This is a genomic window from Roseateles sp. GW823-FHT07B05 (assembly GCF_058794515.1).
This window is the reverse complement of record NZ_JBXAGX010000007.1, coordinates 213552-230033: the sequence shown is the minus strand read 5'-3', so window position 1 is coordinate 230033 and position 16482 is coordinate 213552. Positions and strand designations below refer to the sequence as shown.

At 68.8% G+C, this 16482-nt stretch carries 14 protein-coding genes, 2 tRNA genes and 2 pseudogenes; 8 read left to right on the top strand and 10 right to left on the bottom strand.

Going from position 1 to position 16482, the window contains the following annotated elements; all coding sequences use genetic code 11:
• The first annotated feature begins 52 nt into the window (after positions 1-52).
• Complete coding sequence (gene fumC, locus AC1Q7O_RS16920) at positions 53-1438, top strand: class II fumarate hydratase (protein ID WP_492660959.1); 1386 nt, start codon at positions 53-55, stop codon at positions 1436-1438.
• 106 nt (positions 1439-1544) lie between these two features.
• On the opposite strand, the gene AC1Q7O_RS16915 is transcribed toward fumC, so the two are convergent.
• On the bottom strand, positions 1545-2168 hold the full coding sequence (locus AC1Q7O_RS16915) for a TIGR00645 family protein (protein WP_492660960.1): 624 nt from the start codon (positions 2166-2168) through the stop codon (positions 1545-1547).
• 118 nt (positions 2169-2286) lie between these two features.
• Between AC1Q7O_RS16915 and acs the strand changes: the two genes are divergently transcribed.
• Positions 2287-4248 carry an acetate--CoA ligase gene (acs, locus tag AC1Q7O_RS16910; RefSeq protein ID WP_492660961.1) on the top strand — a complete coding sequence of 654 codons (1962 nt, stop codon included), beginning with the start codon at positions 2287-2289 and terminating at the stop codon, positions 4246-4248.
• Between the two features lie 60 nt (positions 4249-4308).
• Here the strand turns inward: acs and AC1Q7O_RS16905 are convergent.
• The 3 genes and pseudogenes from AC1Q7O_RS16905 to AC1Q7O_RS16895 all read right to left on the bottom strand — a co-directional run.
• A pseudogene (locus tag AC1Q7O_RS16905) lies at positions 4309-4407 on the bottom strand (FxDxF family PEP-CTERM protein); the annotation flags it as partial.
• Positions 4408-4488: 81 nt separating this feature from the next.
• A pseudogene (locus AC1Q7O_RS16900) lies at positions 4489-5571 on the bottom strand (esterase-like activity of phytase family protein); the annotation flags it as partial.
• Between the two features lie 267 nt (positions 5572-5838).
• On the bottom strand, positions 5839-6135 hold the full coding sequence (locus AC1Q7O_RS16895; RefSeq protein ID WP_394513262.1) for a c-type cytochrome: 297 nt from the start codon (positions 6133-6135) through the stop codon (positions 5839-5841).
• 61 nt (positions 6136-6196) lie between these two features.
• Here AC1Q7O_RS16895 and AC1Q7O_RS16890 point away from each other — a divergent pair, with 61 nt between their 5' ends.
• From AC1Q7O_RS16890 to AC1Q7O_RS16865, 6 genes are all read left to right on the top strand, one after another.
• Entirely contained in the window at positions 6197-6457 is a 261-nt protein-coding gene (locus tag AC1Q7O_RS16890; RefSeq protein ID WP_492660962.1) for a TIGR04438 family Trp-rich protein, read from the top strand.
• A gap of 93 nt (positions 6458-6550) precedes the next feature.
• The gene (locus tag AC1Q7O_RS16885) at positions 6551-7534 is read left to right on the top strand and encodes a tetratricopeptide repeat protein (protein ID WP_492660963.1); all 984 of its coding nucleotides are present in this window, start codon (positions 6551-6553) and stop codon (positions 7532-7534) included.
• Positions 7535-7592: 58 nt separating this feature from the next.
• A complete protein-coding gene (lgt, locus tag AC1Q7O_RS16880) occupies positions 7593-8402 on the top strand; it encodes a prolipoprotein diacylglyceryl transferase (RefSeq protein WP_492660964.1) in 810 nt (269 codons plus the stop codon).
• The gene (gene dnaQ, locus AC1Q7O_RS16875; RefSeq protein WP_492660965.1) at positions 8399-9130 is read left to right on the top strand and encodes a DNA polymerase III subunit epsilon; all 732 of its coding nucleotides are present in this window, start codon (positions 8399-8401) and stop codon (positions 9128-9130) included. The genes lgt and dnaQ overlap by 4 nt, the downstream gene beginning before the upstream one ends.
• Before the next feature lie 33 nt (positions 9131-9163).
• Positions 9164-9238, top strand: a tRNA-Val gene (locus tag AC1Q7O_RS16870).
• Positions 9239-9276: 38 nt separating this feature from the next.
• Positions 9277-9351: transfer RNA gene (locus AC1Q7O_RS16865), tRNA-Val, on the top strand.
• 55 nt (positions 9352-9406) lie between these two features.
• Here the strand turns inward: AC1Q7O_RS16865 and AC1Q7O_RS16860 are convergent.
• The 6 genes from AC1Q7O_RS16860 to AC1Q7O_RS16835 are packed head-to-tail and all read right to left on the bottom strand — an operon-like array spanning position 9407 to position 16476.
• A complete protein-coding gene (locus tag AC1Q7O_RS16860) occupies positions 9407-9985 on the bottom strand; it encodes a DUF4337 domain-containing protein (protein ID WP_492660966.1) in 579 nt (192 codons plus the stop codon).
• A gap of 1 nt (position 9986) precedes the next feature.
• Positions 9987-10481, bottom strand: a complete 495-nt coding sequence (locus AC1Q7O_RS16855; protein ID WP_492660967.1) for a dihydrofolate reductase — start codon at positions 10479-10481, stop codon at positions 9987-9989.
• Positions 10478-11293 carry a thymidylate synthase gene (locus AC1Q7O_RS16850; RefSeq protein ID WP_492660968.1) on the bottom strand — a complete coding sequence of 272 codons (816 nt, stop codon included), beginning with the start codon at positions 11291-11293 and terminating at the stop codon, positions 10478-10480. Before AC1Q7O_RS16850 ends, AC1Q7O_RS16855 begins: the two co-directional genes overlap by 4 nt.
• A 17-nt stretch (positions 11294-11310) precedes the next feature.
• Positions 11311-11919: a TetR/AcrR family transcriptional regulator gene (locus AC1Q7O_RS16845; RefSeq protein WP_492660969.1), complete on the bottom strand. Its 609-nt coding sequence runs from the start codon at positions 11917-11919 to the stop codon at positions 11311-11313.
• A complete protein-coding gene (locus tag AC1Q7O_RS16840) occupies positions 11916-13319 on the bottom strand; it encodes an efflux transporter outer membrane subunit (protein ID WP_492660970.1) in 1404 nt (467 codons plus the stop codon). Before AC1Q7O_RS16840 ends, AC1Q7O_RS16845 begins: the two co-directional genes overlap by 4 nt.
• Position 13320: 1 nt before the next feature.
• A complete protein-coding gene (locus AC1Q7O_RS16835; RefSeq protein WP_492660971.1) occupies positions 13321-16476 on the bottom strand; it encodes an efflux RND transporter permease subunit in 3156 nt (1051 codons plus the stop codon).
• Positions 16477-16482: the final 6 nt, after the last annotated feature.

Below are 16482 nucleotides of genomic sequence, written 5' to 3'. Positions count from 1 at the left end.
CGCGGATTCGCAGGCTGACTATGCTGACCGCTTCGTCCAACGAGAAGCTGACATGAGCACCCGCATCGAACGTGACACCTTCGGCCCCATCGAGGTGCCGGCCGACCGGCTCTGGGGGGCGCAGACGCAGCGCTCGCTGCAGAACTTCGACATTTCCGGCGAGCGCCAGGCGCCCGAGTTGATCCGCGCGCTGGCCCGCGTGAAGCGCGCGTCGGCCGTCGTCAATCAGGCGCTGGGCCTGCAGGACGCGAAGAAGACCGAGGCCATCGTCAAGGCGGCCGACGAGGTCATCGCCGGCCAGCATGCCGACGAGTTCCCGCTCGTCGTCTGGCAGACGGGCTCGGGCACGCAGACCAACATGAACGTCAACGAGGTGCTGGCCAACCGCGCCAGCGAACTGCTGGGCGGCGAGCGCGGGGAAGGGCGCCTGGTGCATCCCAACGACGACGTGAACCGCAGCCAGAGCAGCAACGACGTGTTCCCGACTGCCATGCACGTGGCCGCCGTGCAGGCGCTGACGGAGCGGCTGCTGCCGCCGCTGCGCGCCTTGCGCGAGACGCTGCAGCAGAAGGCCGATGCCTTCGACGGCATCGTCAAGATCGGCCGCACGCATCTGCAGGACGCCACGCCGCTGACGCTGGGGCAGGAGATCTCGGGCTGGGTGGCGCAACTGGCGCACGGCGAGCGCCATGTGCTGGCGGCGCTGCCGCACCTGCACGAACTGGCGCTGGGCGGCACGGCCGTGGGCACGGGGCTGAACGCGCCCAGGGGCTATGCCGAGGCCGTCGCTGCCGAACTGGCACGGCTGACCGGCCACCCCTTCGTCACGGCGCCCAACAAGTTCGAGGCCATGGCCTCGTGCGACGCGCTGGTGCACGCGCACGGCGCGCTGAAGACGCTGGCGGCCAGCATGACGAAGATCGCCAACGACGTGCGCTGGCTGGCCAGCGGCCCGCGCAGCGGCATCGGCGAGATCAGCATCCCGGAGAACGAGCCGGGCTCGTCCATCATGCCGGGCAAGGTCAACCCGACGCAGAGCGAGGCGGTGACGATGCTGGCCGCGCAGGTGATGGGCAACGACGTGGCCATCAACATCGGCGGCGCGTCGGGCAACTTCGAGCTGAACGTGTTCCGCCCGATGGTCATCCACAACTTCCTGCAGAGCGTTCGCCTGCTGGCGGACGGCATGGCCAGCTTCAACACCCACTGCGCCGTGGGCATCACGCCCAACGAGGGGCGCATCGCCGAGCTGGTGGCGCGTTCGCTGATGCTGGTGACGGCGCTGAACACCCACATCGGCTACGACAAGGCCGCGCAGATCGCCAAGAAGGCGCACAAGGACGGCAGCAGCCTGCGCGAAGCCGCGCTGGCGCTGGGCCACGTGACGGCCGAGCAGTTCGACGCCTGGGTGGTGCCGGGGCAGATGGTGGGGCGCTAGAAACGCCGCCTCCCGCCCGGGCTGGCGCTGCTGGACGCGGGCTGGCCCGGTCGGTGCCCCCGAGGGGGCGGTGATGCTTGCCGGACCGACCGGCAGGCACGGCGCCTCAGTGCGCCTTGTCCTCGTGGTGGGCCAGCAGCCGGTCCGTGTAGGCAATGGCCATGGCCGACAGCAGGAAGGCGACGTGGATCAGCGTCTGCCACATCAGCGTCTTCTCGGTGTAGTTGTCGGCGTTGATGAAGGTCTTCAGCAGGTGGATGGAGCTGATGCCGATGATGGCCGTGGCCAGCTTGACCTTGAGCACCGACGCGTTCACGTGGCTCAGCCATTCCGGCTGGTCGGGGTGGCCGCCCAGGTCCATGCGCGACACGAAGGTCTCGTAGCCGCCGACGATGACCATGATCAGCAGGTTGGAGATCATCACCACGTCGATCAGCCCCAGCACCACCAGCATCAGGATGGTCTCGTTGAGCTTGGCGATGGGCTCGTAGCCGATGATGGCGCCGGCGGCGTCCTTGATGGCGGTGCTCTTGTAGCCAATGCTCTTGACCAGCATCTCCAGCGCGCCCTGGTTGCCGAAGGCGGCCTCGATGAGGTGCACCAGCTCGGTCCAGAACTGGAACACGTAGACGGCCTGCGCCAGGATCAGGCCCAGGTACAGCGGCAGCTGCAGCCAGCGGCTGGCAAAGATCAGGCGGGGCAGGGGGCGGAGCTGGGGATCGTTGGGCATGAGGGGGGACCGAGCAGAATTGCCGGAATTCTAGGAGGCGTGAATGACGTCACGCCGTCAGGGCATCGTCAGACGCCCGAAGCACAGTCCGCGCCAATCAACTCAAGGAGACATCGCGATGAGCACGCTGAACACCTACGCGCCCAGCCCCGAGTGGGTGGCCCATGCCCATGTGAAGGGCGAGGCCGGCTATGCGGCGCTGGTGGCGGAGGCCGACAAGGACTACGCCGGCTACTGGGCCCGCCTGGCCCGCGAGCTGCTGAGCTGGCAGACGCCGTTCACGAAGACGCTGAACGACAGCGACGCGCCGTTCTTCAAGTGGTTCGAGGACGGCAAGCTGAACGTCTCCTACAACTGCCTGGACCGCCATGTCGAGGCCGGCAAGGGCGACAAGACGGCGCTGATCTTCGAGGCGGACGACGGCACCGTCACCCGCGTCACCTATGCCGAGCTGCTGGCCAGGACCAGTCAGCTCGCCAACGCGCTGAAGGCGCGCGGCATCCAGAAGGGCGACCGTGTCGTCATCTACATGCCGATGTCGGTCGAAGGCGTCGTGGCCATGCAGGCCTGCGCCCGCATCGGCGCGACGCACTCGGTCGTGTTCGGTGGCTTCTCGGCCCAGAGCCTGCGCGACCGCGTGCAGGACGCCGGCGCCGTGGCGCTGATCTGCGCCGACGAGCAGCAGCGCGGCGGTAAGGCGCTGCCGCTGAAGGCCATCGTCGACGAGGCGCTGGCCGACAACAGCTGCCCGACGCTGAAGGACGTCATCGTCTACCAGCGCACCGGCGGCAAGATCGGCTGGGTGGAGGGCCGCGACCTGTGGCTGCACGAGCTGACGGCCGCGCAGCCGACGACGTGCGCGCCCGAGTGGGTCGAGTCCGAGCATCCGCTGTTCCTGCTCTACACGTCCGGCTCCACCGGCAAGCCCAAGGGCGTGCAGCACAGTACCGGCGGCTACCTGCTGCACGCGGCGTTGACGACCAAGTGGACCTTCGACCTGAAGGACGACGACATCTTCTGGTGCACCGCCGACATCGGCTGGGTCACCGGCCACACCTACATCACCTATGGCCCGCTGGCGCTGGGCGGCACCGAGATCGTCTTCGAGGGCGTGCCCACGTATCCCGACGCCGGCCGCTTCTGGCAGATGATCCAGAAGCACAAGGTCACCATCTTCTACACGGCGCCCACGGCGATTCGCTCGCTGATCAAGGCGGCCGAGAGCAACGAGGCCGTGCATCCGAGGAAGTACGACCTGACGTCCCTGCGCCTGCTGGGCTCGGTGGGCGAGCCCATCAACCCGGCCGCCTGGGAGTGGTACCACCAGCACGTGGGCGGCGGCCGCTGCCCCATCGTCGACACCTTCTGGCAGACCGAGACCGGCGGCCACATGATCACGCCGCTGCCGGGCGTGACGACGCTGGTGCCCGGCTCCTGCACGCTGCCCTTCCCGGGCATCACGACGGCCATCGTCGACGAGACCGGCAACGACGTGCCCAACGGCCAGGGCGGCATCCTCGTCGTCAAGAAGCCGTGGCCCAGCATGATCCGCACGATCTGGGGCGACCCCGAGCGCTTCAAGAAGAGCTACTACCCGGCCGAGCTGAAGGGGTACTACCTGGCCGGCGACGGCGCCATCCGCGACGCCGAGACGGGCTACTTCACGATCACCGGCCGCATCGACGACGTGCTGAACGTGTCGGGCCACCGCATGGGCACGATGGAGATCGAGTCGGCGCTGGTCAGCTGCACGGAGCTGGTGGCCGAGGCTGCGGTGGTGGGCCGCCCTGACGACACGACCGGCGAGGCCATCTGCGCCTTCGTCGTGCTGAAGCGCCCGCGCCCCACCGGCGACGAGGCCAAGGCCATCGCCAAGCAGCTGCGTGACCACGTGGCCAAGGAGATCGGCCCCATCGCCAAGCCCAAGGACATCCGCTTCGGCGACAACCTGCCCAAGACGCGCTCCGGCAAGATCATGCGCCGCCTGCTGCGCTCGGTGGCCAAGGGCGAGTCGGTCACGCAGGACACCTCCACGCTGGAGAACCCGGCGATCCTGGAGCAACTGGGCCAAGCCTACTGACCCAGCAGCGCCCCAGCAAAAAGGCCGCCCGAGGGCGGCCTTTTTTCTTGCCTGCGCGAATCAGCCGCGCCGACGGCGGCGGGCGATGAAGCCCACGAGCCCCATGCCGCCCAGCATCAGCGCGTACGTGCTCGGCTCCGGCACGGCCGCCACGTTGAGCGCCTGGTTCAGGTGGATCTTCAGGAACTCGGTGTTGTCCGAGCCCAGGTCACGGCCGCCGATGCCGGGGTAGTTGTTGTCGTTGGCCACCAGCAGCGTGTGCGCGTCCAGGATCAGCACGCTCTCGATGGTCGTGAATGGGAACGTGAACGCGTTGCTGCCGTCGCCGTTGAGGTCGTGCGGGTCGGCGATGTTCATCAGGTCGACCACTTCGGTCTTGATGACGTTGCCGCTGGCGTCGACGTTGTTCAGGTCGATCTGGAAGATCTTCTTGAACGGCGTGCCGCTGGTGGCCGTGGCGCCGTTGCGCTCGATGATGAGGAACTGGTGGTCGTTGATGGCCGTCATGTCGCCGATGTTGGTGCCGGCGGTGTCGAGCTTGTAGGTCCACTGCTGGCCCGTGTAGGCCTCGGTGGTCACGTCGAAGGCGTTGATGCGCAGCGTCTTGGCCGGGTCGCCGGTGACGGTGCCTTCCAGCAGCGTGTAGAGGCGGTCGCCGTTAGGGTTGATGGCCATGCCCTCGAAGCCGCTGGAGCGGCCCAGCGTGGCCAGCGCGCTGCCGTTGGCAACGGCCTCGTTCTGCGGCGACAGCACGCCCGTCATGCCGATCTCGCGGCGCATCACCTCGCCCTTGGCGTTGGTCTTGACCAGGTAGGGGCCGAACTCGTCACCGAACCACAGGTTGCCGTTCTTGTCCTTGCGCACGGACTCGATGTCCAGGTCGGCGCCGGTCAGCAGGCGGTCGTTGCGGATGCTGCTGTCCACCAGCGGGTTGGCGGCGTTGTTGTAGTAGCGCTTGTAGTCGGCCTGGATCTTCAGCGACAGCAGGTTGTTCGGGTCCGACAGCGTGATGTAGCTGCCCGAGTTGAAGCCGCTCATGCTGGCGCCGCTGTTGTAGTTGGCGGCCGAGACCGTGCCGGTGCCGCCGGTGGCGGTCTTGAAGTTGGGCGTCACGGCGTAGAGGCGCAGCAGCGCGTCGGCCGAGTTCTCCTTCGTGCCGAAGCCGTTGTCGGGCATGAAGTAGTACGTGCCGGCGGTCGGGCCGGCCAGCACGGCGGAGAAGCCCTGCACCGACTGCTTGTTCAGCAGCGGCAGCGTGTTGCCGCCGGCGCTGCTGGCGAACTGGCCGGACGTGGGGCCTTCGGCAAACGTGTTGGCGGGCATCAGCGCCCAGCCTTCCAGCGTGGCGGACGCGGCGTGGGCAGCGTGGGCGGCGGACAGGGCGGCGAGCGTGGCCGCGAGCGAGGCGCGGAGGGCGAATCGGGTCATGGTTTTTGAAGCAATGGGGGCGCAGAACGGCCTGCGCCCCCATTGTTCAAAGCGGCCATGAATCGCCCATGAAGCGCACACGCGCCGGCTGAGCCCTTCGGCTCATGCCGCGCCAACGAAAACAGGCCCCGCAGGGCCTGTCGTCGAGCAGGGCGGGTGGCCTTACTTGATCGTCAGCACCCACTTGGCCAGCGTCTCGGCCTCGGCCGGCGTGACGGCGTTGGCCGGCATGGGCATGGGGCCCCAGACGCCGGAGCCGCCCTTCTGGATCTTCTCGGCGAGCTTCTTGTAGGCGTCTTTTTCCTTGGCGTACTTGGCGGCCACGTCCTTGTACGACGGGCCCACCAGCTTCTTGTCCAGCGCATGGCAGGCCATGCAGTTCTTCTTCTGCGCCAGTTCCTGGTTGGCAAAGGCGGCGGCGGGGGCGATCAGGGCAAGGCCGAGAAGCAGGGCTTTCATGAAAACCTTTCGGTGACGTTGGACTACAGTGACTGCGAAAGATACCTGAAGGAGATGCCGCATGGCGTTCGTGTTGATCGGTGTGCTCTTGATCGTGCTCAAACTTGGCGGCTTTGTGCAGTTCAACAAGGACGAGTTCTACGCCTGGGCCATCGTGCTGTCGCCGTTCCCGCTGGCGGTGCTGTGGTGGTGGTTCGCGGATTCGTCGGGCCTGACGCAGAAGAAGGCGATGGATGCGCTGGACGCCAAGAAGGCCGCCCGCCGCGAGCAGCAGATGGAGGCGCTGGGGCAGTTCCGGCCAGGGGCCAAGAAGAAGCGCTAGCCAGCGTGCCATGCCTGAAGTCACGGCGGGCAAACCCCAGCATCCGCACGCGCTGCCGGCGCGTTGAGCCCGCGCCCCTTTCCGGAGAACCCGATGTCCCCCCGATTGCTTCCCCTCGCGCTGGCCCTGCTGGCGGGCGCCGCCCAGGCCGACCTGCTCAAGGACCCGCAGTGGCAGGCCTGGCTGGATGCCGGCCGCGCCGCCGACCTGGCCCGCGCCGCCCAGGCGCAGATGAAGGCCCACCCGGACGATGACCAGGCCGCCGTCGCGCTGGCGCTGGTGGCCGTGGATGACAACGACGCCGCGCGGCTGGAGGCCGCCATCGCGCCGCTGCAGGCCTGCGCCGACAAGCGCCCGCAGGCCGTCTGCAGCTACGCGCTGGGCCGCGTCTACGGCCAGCAGGCCATGAGTGCCAGCGTCTTCAAGATGCCGGGCCTGGCGAGCAAGACCAAGGACCAGTTCGTCAAGGCCGTGCAGCTGGACCCGCAGCTCTACGAGGCGCGCAGCGCGCTGGCGCAGTTCTATCTGATCGCGCCGGGCTTTGCCGGCGGCAGCGAGGCCAAGGCGCGCGAGCTGGCCAGCGAGGTGCAGGCCCGCCAGCCCGAGCAGGCCCGGCTGCTGCGCTTCCTCGTCGCCGCGCAGGACAAGGACTGGGCCGGCGCCGAGCGCGAGCTGCAGGCCGTCAAGCCGGGCGACGACCGCACGCTGCAGCGCGAGCTGCGCAATGGCTGGATGCGGTTGGGGGCCGAGTTCATCGAGCAGAAGTCCTTCGCGAAGGCCCGCGGCGTCTTCGAACTGGTGCAGCGCGAGCACCCCCAGCACGCCGCCGGCCCCTACGGCCTGGCCCGCGTCGCGCTGGACGGCAACCAGCCCGACGAGGCGCTGCGCCTGCTGGAGCGCTGCCGCACGCTGGAAGGCGCCGACCGCTACCCGCTGGACTACCGCGCCGGCCAGGCGCTGCAGGCCAAGGGCGACAAGGCCGCCGCCCGGGCGGCGCTGGAGCGGGTGCTGCAGAACAAGCGCTCCAGCCCGCGCGTCGTCGAGGACGCGAAGAAGCGCCTGGCCGAGCTGGCCTGACGGCGCCGTCCGGAGCGGCTGGCTATGATGCCGGCCGCTTTCTCTTCGTGCCGAGCTCATGCTGGTTCATCCCCAGTTCGACCCCATCGCCCTCCGTCTCGGCCCGCTGGCCGTGCACTGGTACGGCATCACCTACCTGATCGCCTTCGGGCTGTTCCTGTGGCTGGCCGGCCGGCGTGTGCGCCTGCCGCAGCATGCCGCCGTCGGCTGGACGCGCCAGGACGTCGACGACGTGCTGTTCTACGGCGTGCTGGGCGTCGTGCTGGGCGGGCGGCTGGGTTACTGCTTCTTCTACAAGCCCGACTACTACATCCACCACCTCGCCGAGGTGCTGGAGGTCTGGAAGGGCGGCATGTCTTTCCACGGCGGCCTGCTGGGCGTGCTGTTCGCGCTGTGGATCTTCGGTCGTCGCCGCGGCCGCAGCTTCTTCGAGGTGTCGGACCTGATCGCGCCCTGCGTGCCCACCGGCATCATGGCCGTGCGGCTGGGCAACTTCATCAACGGCGAGTTGTGGGGTCGCCAGGCACCGGCCGACCTGCCGTGGGCCATGATCTTCCCGCAGGCCAATGACGGCGGCATCGCCCGCCATCCGTCGCAGCTGTACCAGGCCGCCGGCGAAGGGCTGCTGCTGTTCGTCATCCTGTGGCTGTACGCGCGCAAGCCGCGGGCGACGGGGCAGATCTCCGGCGTCTTCATGATGGGCTACGGCGCGCTGCGCTTTGCGGCCGAATACTTCCGCGAACCCGACGACTTCCTCGGCTACCGCGCGCTGGGCTGGAGCCAGGGCCAGTGGCTGAGCCTGCCGATGATCCTCGTCGGCATCGCCATCTTCGCGTGGGCGACGAAGCGCAACCAGAGGCCCGCATGAGGCAGATCTTCTTCGACACGGAAACCACCGGCCTGGAGGCCGAGCGGGGCGACCGCATCATCGAGATCGGCTGCGTGGAGATGGTCAACCGGCAGCTGACCGGCAACAACCTGCACCTCTACATCAACCCCGAGCGGGCCAGCCACGAGGACGCGCTGCGCGTGCACGGGCTGACCGAGCAGTTCCTGTCCGACAAGCCCAAGTTCGCCGAGATCGTCGACCAGTTGCTGGCCTTCCTGGCCGGCGCGGAGCTGGTCATCCACAACGCGCCGTTCGACATCGGCTTCGTCAATGCCGAGCTGAAGCGCCTGAAGCGCGGCGTGCTGACCGACCATGTGGCCGGCGTGCGCGACACGCTGCTGATGGCGCGTGACCTGTTCCCCGGCAAGGCCAACTCGCTGGACGCGCTGTGCCGCCGCCTGGAGGTGGACAACACCAAGCGCGTGCTGCACGGCGCGCTGCTGGACGCGGAGCTGCTGGCCGACGTTTACATCCGCCTGACGCGCGGGCAGGACGCGCTGCTGATGGACGACCACGGCGATTCGTCCGGCGGCGGCGATGCGGATGCTCTGGTCGAGGCGGTGGACCTGAGCCGCTTCGAGCTGCCCGTGCTGCTGGCCGACGCCGCCGAGGCGGAAGCCCACGCCAAGATGCTGGTGGATCTGGACAAGGCCGCCGGCGGCTCGTGCAAGTGGCGAGTTCTCGAACCCGCACAAACCGTGGCATAATCGTGGGCTTCCCGAAAGCCGATGCGTTTTCAAGGGCGGTTAGCTCAGCGGTAGAGCACTGCCTTCACACGGCAGGGGTCGCAGGTTCGAACCCTGCACCGCCCACCAGGATTTCCTGGTTCCTTGAAAACGCCGCGCCAGATTTCGGGCGGTTAGCTCAGCGGTAGAGCACTGCCTTCACACGGCAGGGGTCGCAGGTTCGAACCCTGCACCGCCCACCAGAACAAACCCCCTCAGCCTCGCGGCGAGGGGGTTTTTCTTTGGCTGCTGCGCAGTTCAGTAGTGCAGCCAGGCCGCGCCACCCAGCGCCACGCCCACGGCGCCGACGGCCAGCGTTGCCACTTCCATCCAGCGCTGCTTGGTCAGCAGCGTGATGGCGGCCAGTGCGATGGAGATCTGCAGCGCCGTCGTGGCCTGGGCCCAGCGGTGGTGCATGTGCATCTGCTCGCCGCTCTTCTCGTCGAACTCGCGCGACTCATGCTCGAGCTTCTCGGCCTCGACCTTGATGTCGTTCTTTTCCTTTTCGTAGCGCGCAATCTTGTCGCGGTACTTGGCGCGCTGCTCCTCGCTGGGCGTCAGGTCCAGCGCCAGCTCGGCCAGGTTCTGCTTGCTGCTCTTGGCCTGGTAGTAGTTCCACTTGTTGGCCGCCTCGGTCTTGCGGATGGCGGCGTCGTTCTTGTAGAGCGCGGCATTGGCCTGCGTGGCCCCGCCCATGTACGAGAAGAACGCGCCGACGGTGGCGAGGATGGCCGTGATGACGGCCAGCTGGCCGGCCAGGCCTCGGGGTTCGTGCTGGGCCGCGTGCTCCAACTCGTGGTCGTGCGGGCCGTGGACGTGAAAGCCGCCTGAAGACATCTCAGTTCTCTTTGCGAAGGTAGTCGACGAAATCGAAGCGCACACCCGCCGCGCTGGTGCGCGTCTCGCGGGTGGCTTCGGTGAATTGATCGCGCGGCCAGGCGGGGAAATGCCGGTCCGCGTCGGGGAAGGTAGCGTCCACCTCGGTCAGCGCGAGCTTGGCGGCGAGCGGCAGCGCCAGCGCGTAGATCTCGCCGCCGCCGATGACACAGACCTCGGGCTCGGCGCAGGCGGCCAGCGCTGCGTCCAGGCTGGCGAACACCTCGGCGCCGGGCAAATCGGTCGCGCTGCGGCTGACGACGAGGTTGCGCCGGCCGGGCAGCGGGCGGAACTTCGCCGGGATCGAGTCCCAGGTCTTGCGGCCCATGACGACCGGCTTGCCGACGGTCAGCGCCTTGAAGCGCGCCATGTCTTCGGGCAGGTGCCACAGCAGCGCGTTGTCGCGCCCGATGGCGCCGTCGCGTGCCACGGCCGCGACGAGGGTGATCGTGCTCATACGGCGACCGGCGCCTTGATGGCCGGATGCGGGTCGTAGCCGCTCAGTTCGAAGTCCTCAAACTCGTAGTCGAAGATCGACGCCGGGCGGCGCTTGATCGTCATCGTCGGGTAGCCGCGCGGCTCGCGTTCGAGCTGGGTCTGCACCTGCTCCACGTGGTTGTCGTAGATGTGGCAGTCGCCACCGGTCCAGATGAAGTCGCCGAGCGCCAGGTCGCACTGCTGGGCCAGCATCATCGTCAGCAGCGCGTAGCTGGCGATGTTGAACGGCACGCCCAAAAAGATGTCAGCCGAGCGCTGGTAGAGCTGGCAGCTGAGCTTGCCGTCCGCCACGTAGAACTGGAAGAACGCGTGGCAGGGCATCAGGGCCATCTTGGACAGGTCGGCCACGTTCCACGCGCTGACGATGATGCGGCGCGAGTCCGGGTTGGACTTCAGCGTCTTCACGACGTCGGCGATCTGGTCGATGTGGCCGCCGTCCGGCGTGGGCCAGTTGCGCCACTGCACGCCGTAGACCGGGCCCAGGTCGCCGTCCTCGCGCGCCCACTCGTTCCAGATCGTCACGCCGCGGTCCTGCAGCCACTTGACGTTGCTGTCGCCGCGCAGGAACCACAGCAGCTCCAGCACGATGGATTTCAGGTGCACCTTCTTCGTCGTGACCAGCGGGAAGCCGGCGGCGAGGTCGAAGCGCATCTGGTGGCCGAACACGCTGCGCGTGCCGGTGCCGGTGCGGTCGCTCTTGTGCACGCCATGCTCGAACACATGGCGCATGAAATCTTCGTATTGCTGCGGAGGGCGGGGCGTCGTGCTCATGCCCCGCATTGTCTCTGCTACGGCGCCAGCAGCACCTGCAGCACGCGCCGCATCACGGGCGCCATGGCCGGCACGCGCTGCGACATCGCCGGGTCGCGCACGCCCAGTGCGGTCAGCCCGTTGAACAGCGCGCCCAGCATCAGCGCCCGGCCCTGGATCTCCTCGGCAGGCAAAGCCTCGGCGTGTTCGCCCAGGCTTTGCCGGATCAGCTCCTGGGCCTTCTCGTTCACCAGCGCCTGGCTGCGCTGCACGACGGCCGCGAGCTTGGGGTTGCGGCTGGCCTCGGCCAGCACCTCCAGCTGCAGCGCGGCCTCGGCCACCTGGCTGTGCTCGTCGATGGCTTCCTCGGTGCCGGCCAGCATCTGCTCCAGCAGGTCGCCCGCCTGCCGGAACTCGGCGATGCGGGTCAGGATGTCCTCGCAGTCCCGCTCGACGATGGCCGCGATGATGTCGTCCTTGTTCTCGAACAGGTTGTAGATGTGGCCCGGGCTCATGCCCGCCGTCTTGGCAATCTCGGCCATGCTGGCCGCGTGGAAGCCGCGGCGGCGGAAGCAGTCGGCGGCAGCGTCCAGCACCTGCTGGCGGCGGGCCAGCGTGCGGTCGGAGGGAGTGTTGGCGGCAGTCACGACGCGGATTGTGGCGCCGCCGCGGCCGTGCCCTGGCCGCCGCCCAGCGCCTTGTACAGCGTCACGCGGTTGACCTGCTGCGCCAGCCGCGCGTTGATGAGCCCCTGCTCGGCGCCGTACAGCGAGCGCTGCGCGTCCAGCGTGGCCAGGCGGTCGTCCACGCCCTTGGCGAAGCGGGCTTCGGCCAGACGGAGTGCGTCCTGCGTCTGCGCCACCAGCCGCTGTTGCGACGCGACCTGCTGGACTATGGTGGCGCGCTGCGCCAGCGCGTCGGCCACGTCGCGGAACGCGGCCTGGATGGCCTTCTCGTACTGCGCTACGGCAATGTCGCGGTCCACCTGGGCGATGGTCAGGTTGGCCTGGTTGCGGCCGGCGTCGAAGATCGGCAGCGACACCTGCGGCATGAAGGTCCACAGGCCCGAGCCCGAGCGGAAGAGGCCGTCCAGCGCGTTGCTGGCGCTGCCGGCGCTGGCCGTGAGGCTGATGCGCGGGAAGAAGGCCGCCCGCGCCGCGCCGATGTTGGCGTTGGCCGCCTGCAGCGTGCGCTCGGCCTGCAGCACGTCGGGCCGGGCCAGCAGCACGTCGCTGGGCAGGCCGGCGGCCAGCTCGGCGGTCTGCGTGACGGCGGCGTCGGTGCCGGCCACGGGCAGCTGCTCGGGCGTCAGCGGCTGGCCCACCAGCAGGGTCAGCGCGTTGCGGTCCTGCGCGACCTGGGTGGTCAGGCCGGCCAGGTCGGTCTGCGCCGTCTCGGCGGCGATCTCGGCCTGGCGCAGGTCCAGCGTGGAGGCCACGCCGGCCGCCTGCAGCCGCTGCGTGAGGCGCAGCCCATCCTGGCGGGCCAGCAGCGTCTGCTCGGCCAGCCGCAGGCGCTCCTGGTCGGCGGCCAGCGTCAGGTAGGCGCCGGCCACCTCGGCGACGAGGCTGACCTGCGCGCTGCGGCGGGCGTCGTCCGTCGCGAGGTACTGCTGCAGCGCCGCGTCGCTCAGGCTCTTCACGCGGCCGAACAGGTCCAGCTCCCAGGCGCTGACGCCCAGCGTGGCGCTGTACTGGCGGCTGATGCTGCCGCCGGGCGAGCGCGTGGCCGATTGAGCAGCGGCGGCGTTGACGGTGGGCAGCCGGTCGGCCTGCTGCACGCCGTACTGGGCCTGGGCGCGCTGCACGTTCAGCACCGCCACGCGCAGGTCGCGGTTGTTCGCCAGCGCCTGGTCGATGAGGCCTTGCAGCCGCGTGTCGGTGAAGAACTCACGCCAGCCGATGTCGGCGGCCTGGGTGGCGCCGGCGCCGGGCGCCACCGGCCATTGCGCGGCCACCGGGGCGGCGGGGCGCTCGTAGGTCGGCGCCATGCTGGCGCAGCCGGCCAGCGCGAGGCTCGCGGCGAGGATGGTCAGGAACTTGGTCATGTCACACGCCCTCCAGGGCTTGGGGCGCCGCCTGCGGGGCGGGCGCCGGGGAAGTCTTCTTCGGGAACCAGCGTTGGACGGCGATGAAGAACACGGGCACGAAGAACAGTCCCAACACCGTCGCACTCAACATGCCGCCCAGCACGCCGGTGCCGATGGCGTTCTGGCTGCCCGAGCCGGCGCCGGTGGCAATCGCCAGCGGCAGCACGCCCAGGGCGAACGCCAGCGACGTCATCAGGATGGGGCGCAGCCGCAGCCGCACGGCCTCCAGCGTGGCGGCCACGGCGTCCTTGCCGGCCTCCATCTGCTCCTTGGCGAACTCGACGATGAGGATCGCGTTCTTGGCCGACAGGCCGATGGTGGTCAGCAGGCCGACCTGGAAGTACACGTCGTTGGACAGGCCACGGAGCGTTGCGGCCAGCAGCGCGCCGATGACGCCCAGCGGCACCACCAGCATCACCGCGAACGGGATGCTCCAGCTCTCGTACAGCGCGGCCAGGCACAGGAACACGACCAGCAGCGACAGCGCATACAGCATGGGCGCCTGGTCGCCGGTGAGGCGCTCCTGGTAGGACAGGCCCGTCCAGCTCACGCCCACGCCGGGCGGCAGCTGGGCGACGATGGCCTCCACCGACTTCATCGCCGCGCCCGAGCTCTTGCCGGGCGCCGGCTGGCCCAGCACTTCGAGCGCGGGCAGGCCGTTGTAGCGCTCCAGGCGGGGCGAACCCAGCTCCCAGTTCGCCGTGCCGAAGGCCGAGAACGGCACCATCTGGCCCTGCGCGTTGCGCACGCGCCAGTGGTTCAGGTCGTCGGGCTGCATGCGGTAGGCCGCGTCGGCCTGCAGGTAGACCTTCTTCACGCGGCCGCGGTCGATGAAGTCGTTCACGTAGGCGCCGCCCCAGGCGGTGGACAGCAGGCTGTTGATGTCGGCGACCGACAAACCCAGCGCGCCGGCCTTGGCCGTGTCGACGTCCAGGCGCAGCTGCGGCGCGTCGGCCAGGCCGTTGGGGCGCACGGCCACCAGCGTCGGGTCCTTCGCGGCCAGGCCCAGGAACTGGTTGCGCGCGGCGACGAGCGCCTCGCGGCCCACGCCGCCCTGGTCCTGCAGGTAGATGTCGAAGCCGCTGGCGTTGCCCAGCTCCAGCACGGCCGGCGGTGCGAACGCGAAGACGGAGGCATCGCGGAACTGCATGAAGGCGCCCATCGCGCGGCCAGCGATGGCCTGCACCTGCTGGGCGGCGCTCTTGCGCAGGCTCCAGTCCTTGAGCTTCACGAAGCCGATGGCCATGTTCTCGCCACGGCCGGCGAAGCTGAAGCCGGTGACGGCGAACACCGAGTCGACGTTGTCCTTCTCGTTCTGCAGGAAATGGTTCTCCACGCGCTGCACCACGTCCATCGTGCGCGCCTGCGTGGCGCCGGCGGGCAGCTGGATCTGCGAGAACAGGATGCCCTGGTCTTCTTCCGGCAGGAAGGACGTGGGCAGGCGCAGGAACAGCCAGGCCATGCCGGCGACGATGAGACCGTAGACCACCAGGTGGCGGCCCCAGCGGCGGATCATGCGGGCGACGACGCCTTCGTAGCGGTTGGTCGTCGCGTCGAAGCGGCGGTTGAACGCGCCGAAGAAGCCGCGCGTGGCGGGGCCCCCATGTCCAGATGCAGCGGGCTTCAGCAGCGTCGCGCACAGCGCCGGCGTCAGCACCATGGCGACGAGCACCGACAGCACCATGGCCGACACGATGGTGATGGAGAACTGGCGGTAGATGACGCCGGTGGAACCGCCGAAGAAGGCCATCGGCACGAACACGGCCGACAGCACCAGCGCGATGCCCACCAGCGCGCCGCTGATCTGGCCCATGGACTTGCGCGTGGCCTCCTTGGGCGACAGGCCTTCCTCGGTCATCACGCGCTCGACGTTCTCGACCACGACGATGGCGTCGTCCACCAGCAGGCCGATGGCCAGCACCAGGCCGAACATCGTCAGCGTGTTGATGGAGAAACCCGCCGCGGCCATGACGCCGAAGGTGCCCAGCAGCACCACCGGCACCGCGATCGTCGGGATCAGCGTGGCGCGGAAGTTCTGCAGGAACAGGTACATGACGAGGAACACCAGCACGACGGCCTCGATCAGCGTCTTCACCACCTCGTGGATGGAGACCTCGACGAAGGGCGTGCTGTCGTAGGGGATGACGGCCTTCACGCCGGCGGGCATGAAGCCCTCCATGCGCTTGAGCTCCGCTTCCACCGCCTTGGCCGTGGACAGCGCGTTGGCGCCGGTGGCCAGCTTCACGGCCACGCCCGCGGCGGGCTTGCCGTTGTAGCGCGACACGGTGGCGTAGCTCTCCGCGCCCAGCTCCACGCGGGCGACGTCACGCAGGTGCACGGTGGCGCCATCAGCGGCCGTCTTCAGCACGATGTTGCGGAACTGCTCCGGCGTCTGCAGCCGGCTCTGCGCCGTGACGGTGGCGTTGAGCTGCTGGCCCACGTTGGCGGGAGCGGCGCCCAGCTGGCCGGCGGAGACCTGCGCGTTCTGCGCCTGGATGGCGGCGGACACGTCGGCTGGCGTCAGGCCGTGCTGGTTCAGCTGGTTGGGGTTCAGCCAGATCCGCATCGCGTACTGCGCGCCGAACAGCGTCGCCTCGCCCACGCCTTCCACGCGGCTCAGCGGGTCCAGCACGTTGGTGGAGACGTAGTCCGAGAGGTCGGTGCCGGAGAGCTTGCCGTCCTCCGACACGAAGCCCACCACCATCAGGAAGTTGATCGTGGACTTGACCACCTGCACGCCCTGGCGCTGCACTTCCTGCGGCAGCAGCGACGTGGCGGCGGCCAGCTTGTTCTGCACCTGCACCTGCGCGGTGTCTGGGTTGGTGCCGGATTCAAACGTCAGCGTGATGCTGGCGTTGCCCTGCGAGTCCGACGTGGAGGACATGTACGTCAGCCCGTCGATGCCCTTGAGCTTTTGCTCGATGACCTGGGTGACGGTGTCTTCCAGCGTCTTGGCCGACGCGCCGGGGTAGCTCGCGTTGATGGAGACCTGCGGCGGCGCGATGCTGGGGTATTGCGAGACCGGCAGCGTGCGGATGGACAGCGCACCGGCCAGCATGATGACGATGGCCAGCACCCACGCAAAGATGGGGCGGTCGATGAAGAAGCGGGACATGGTGTG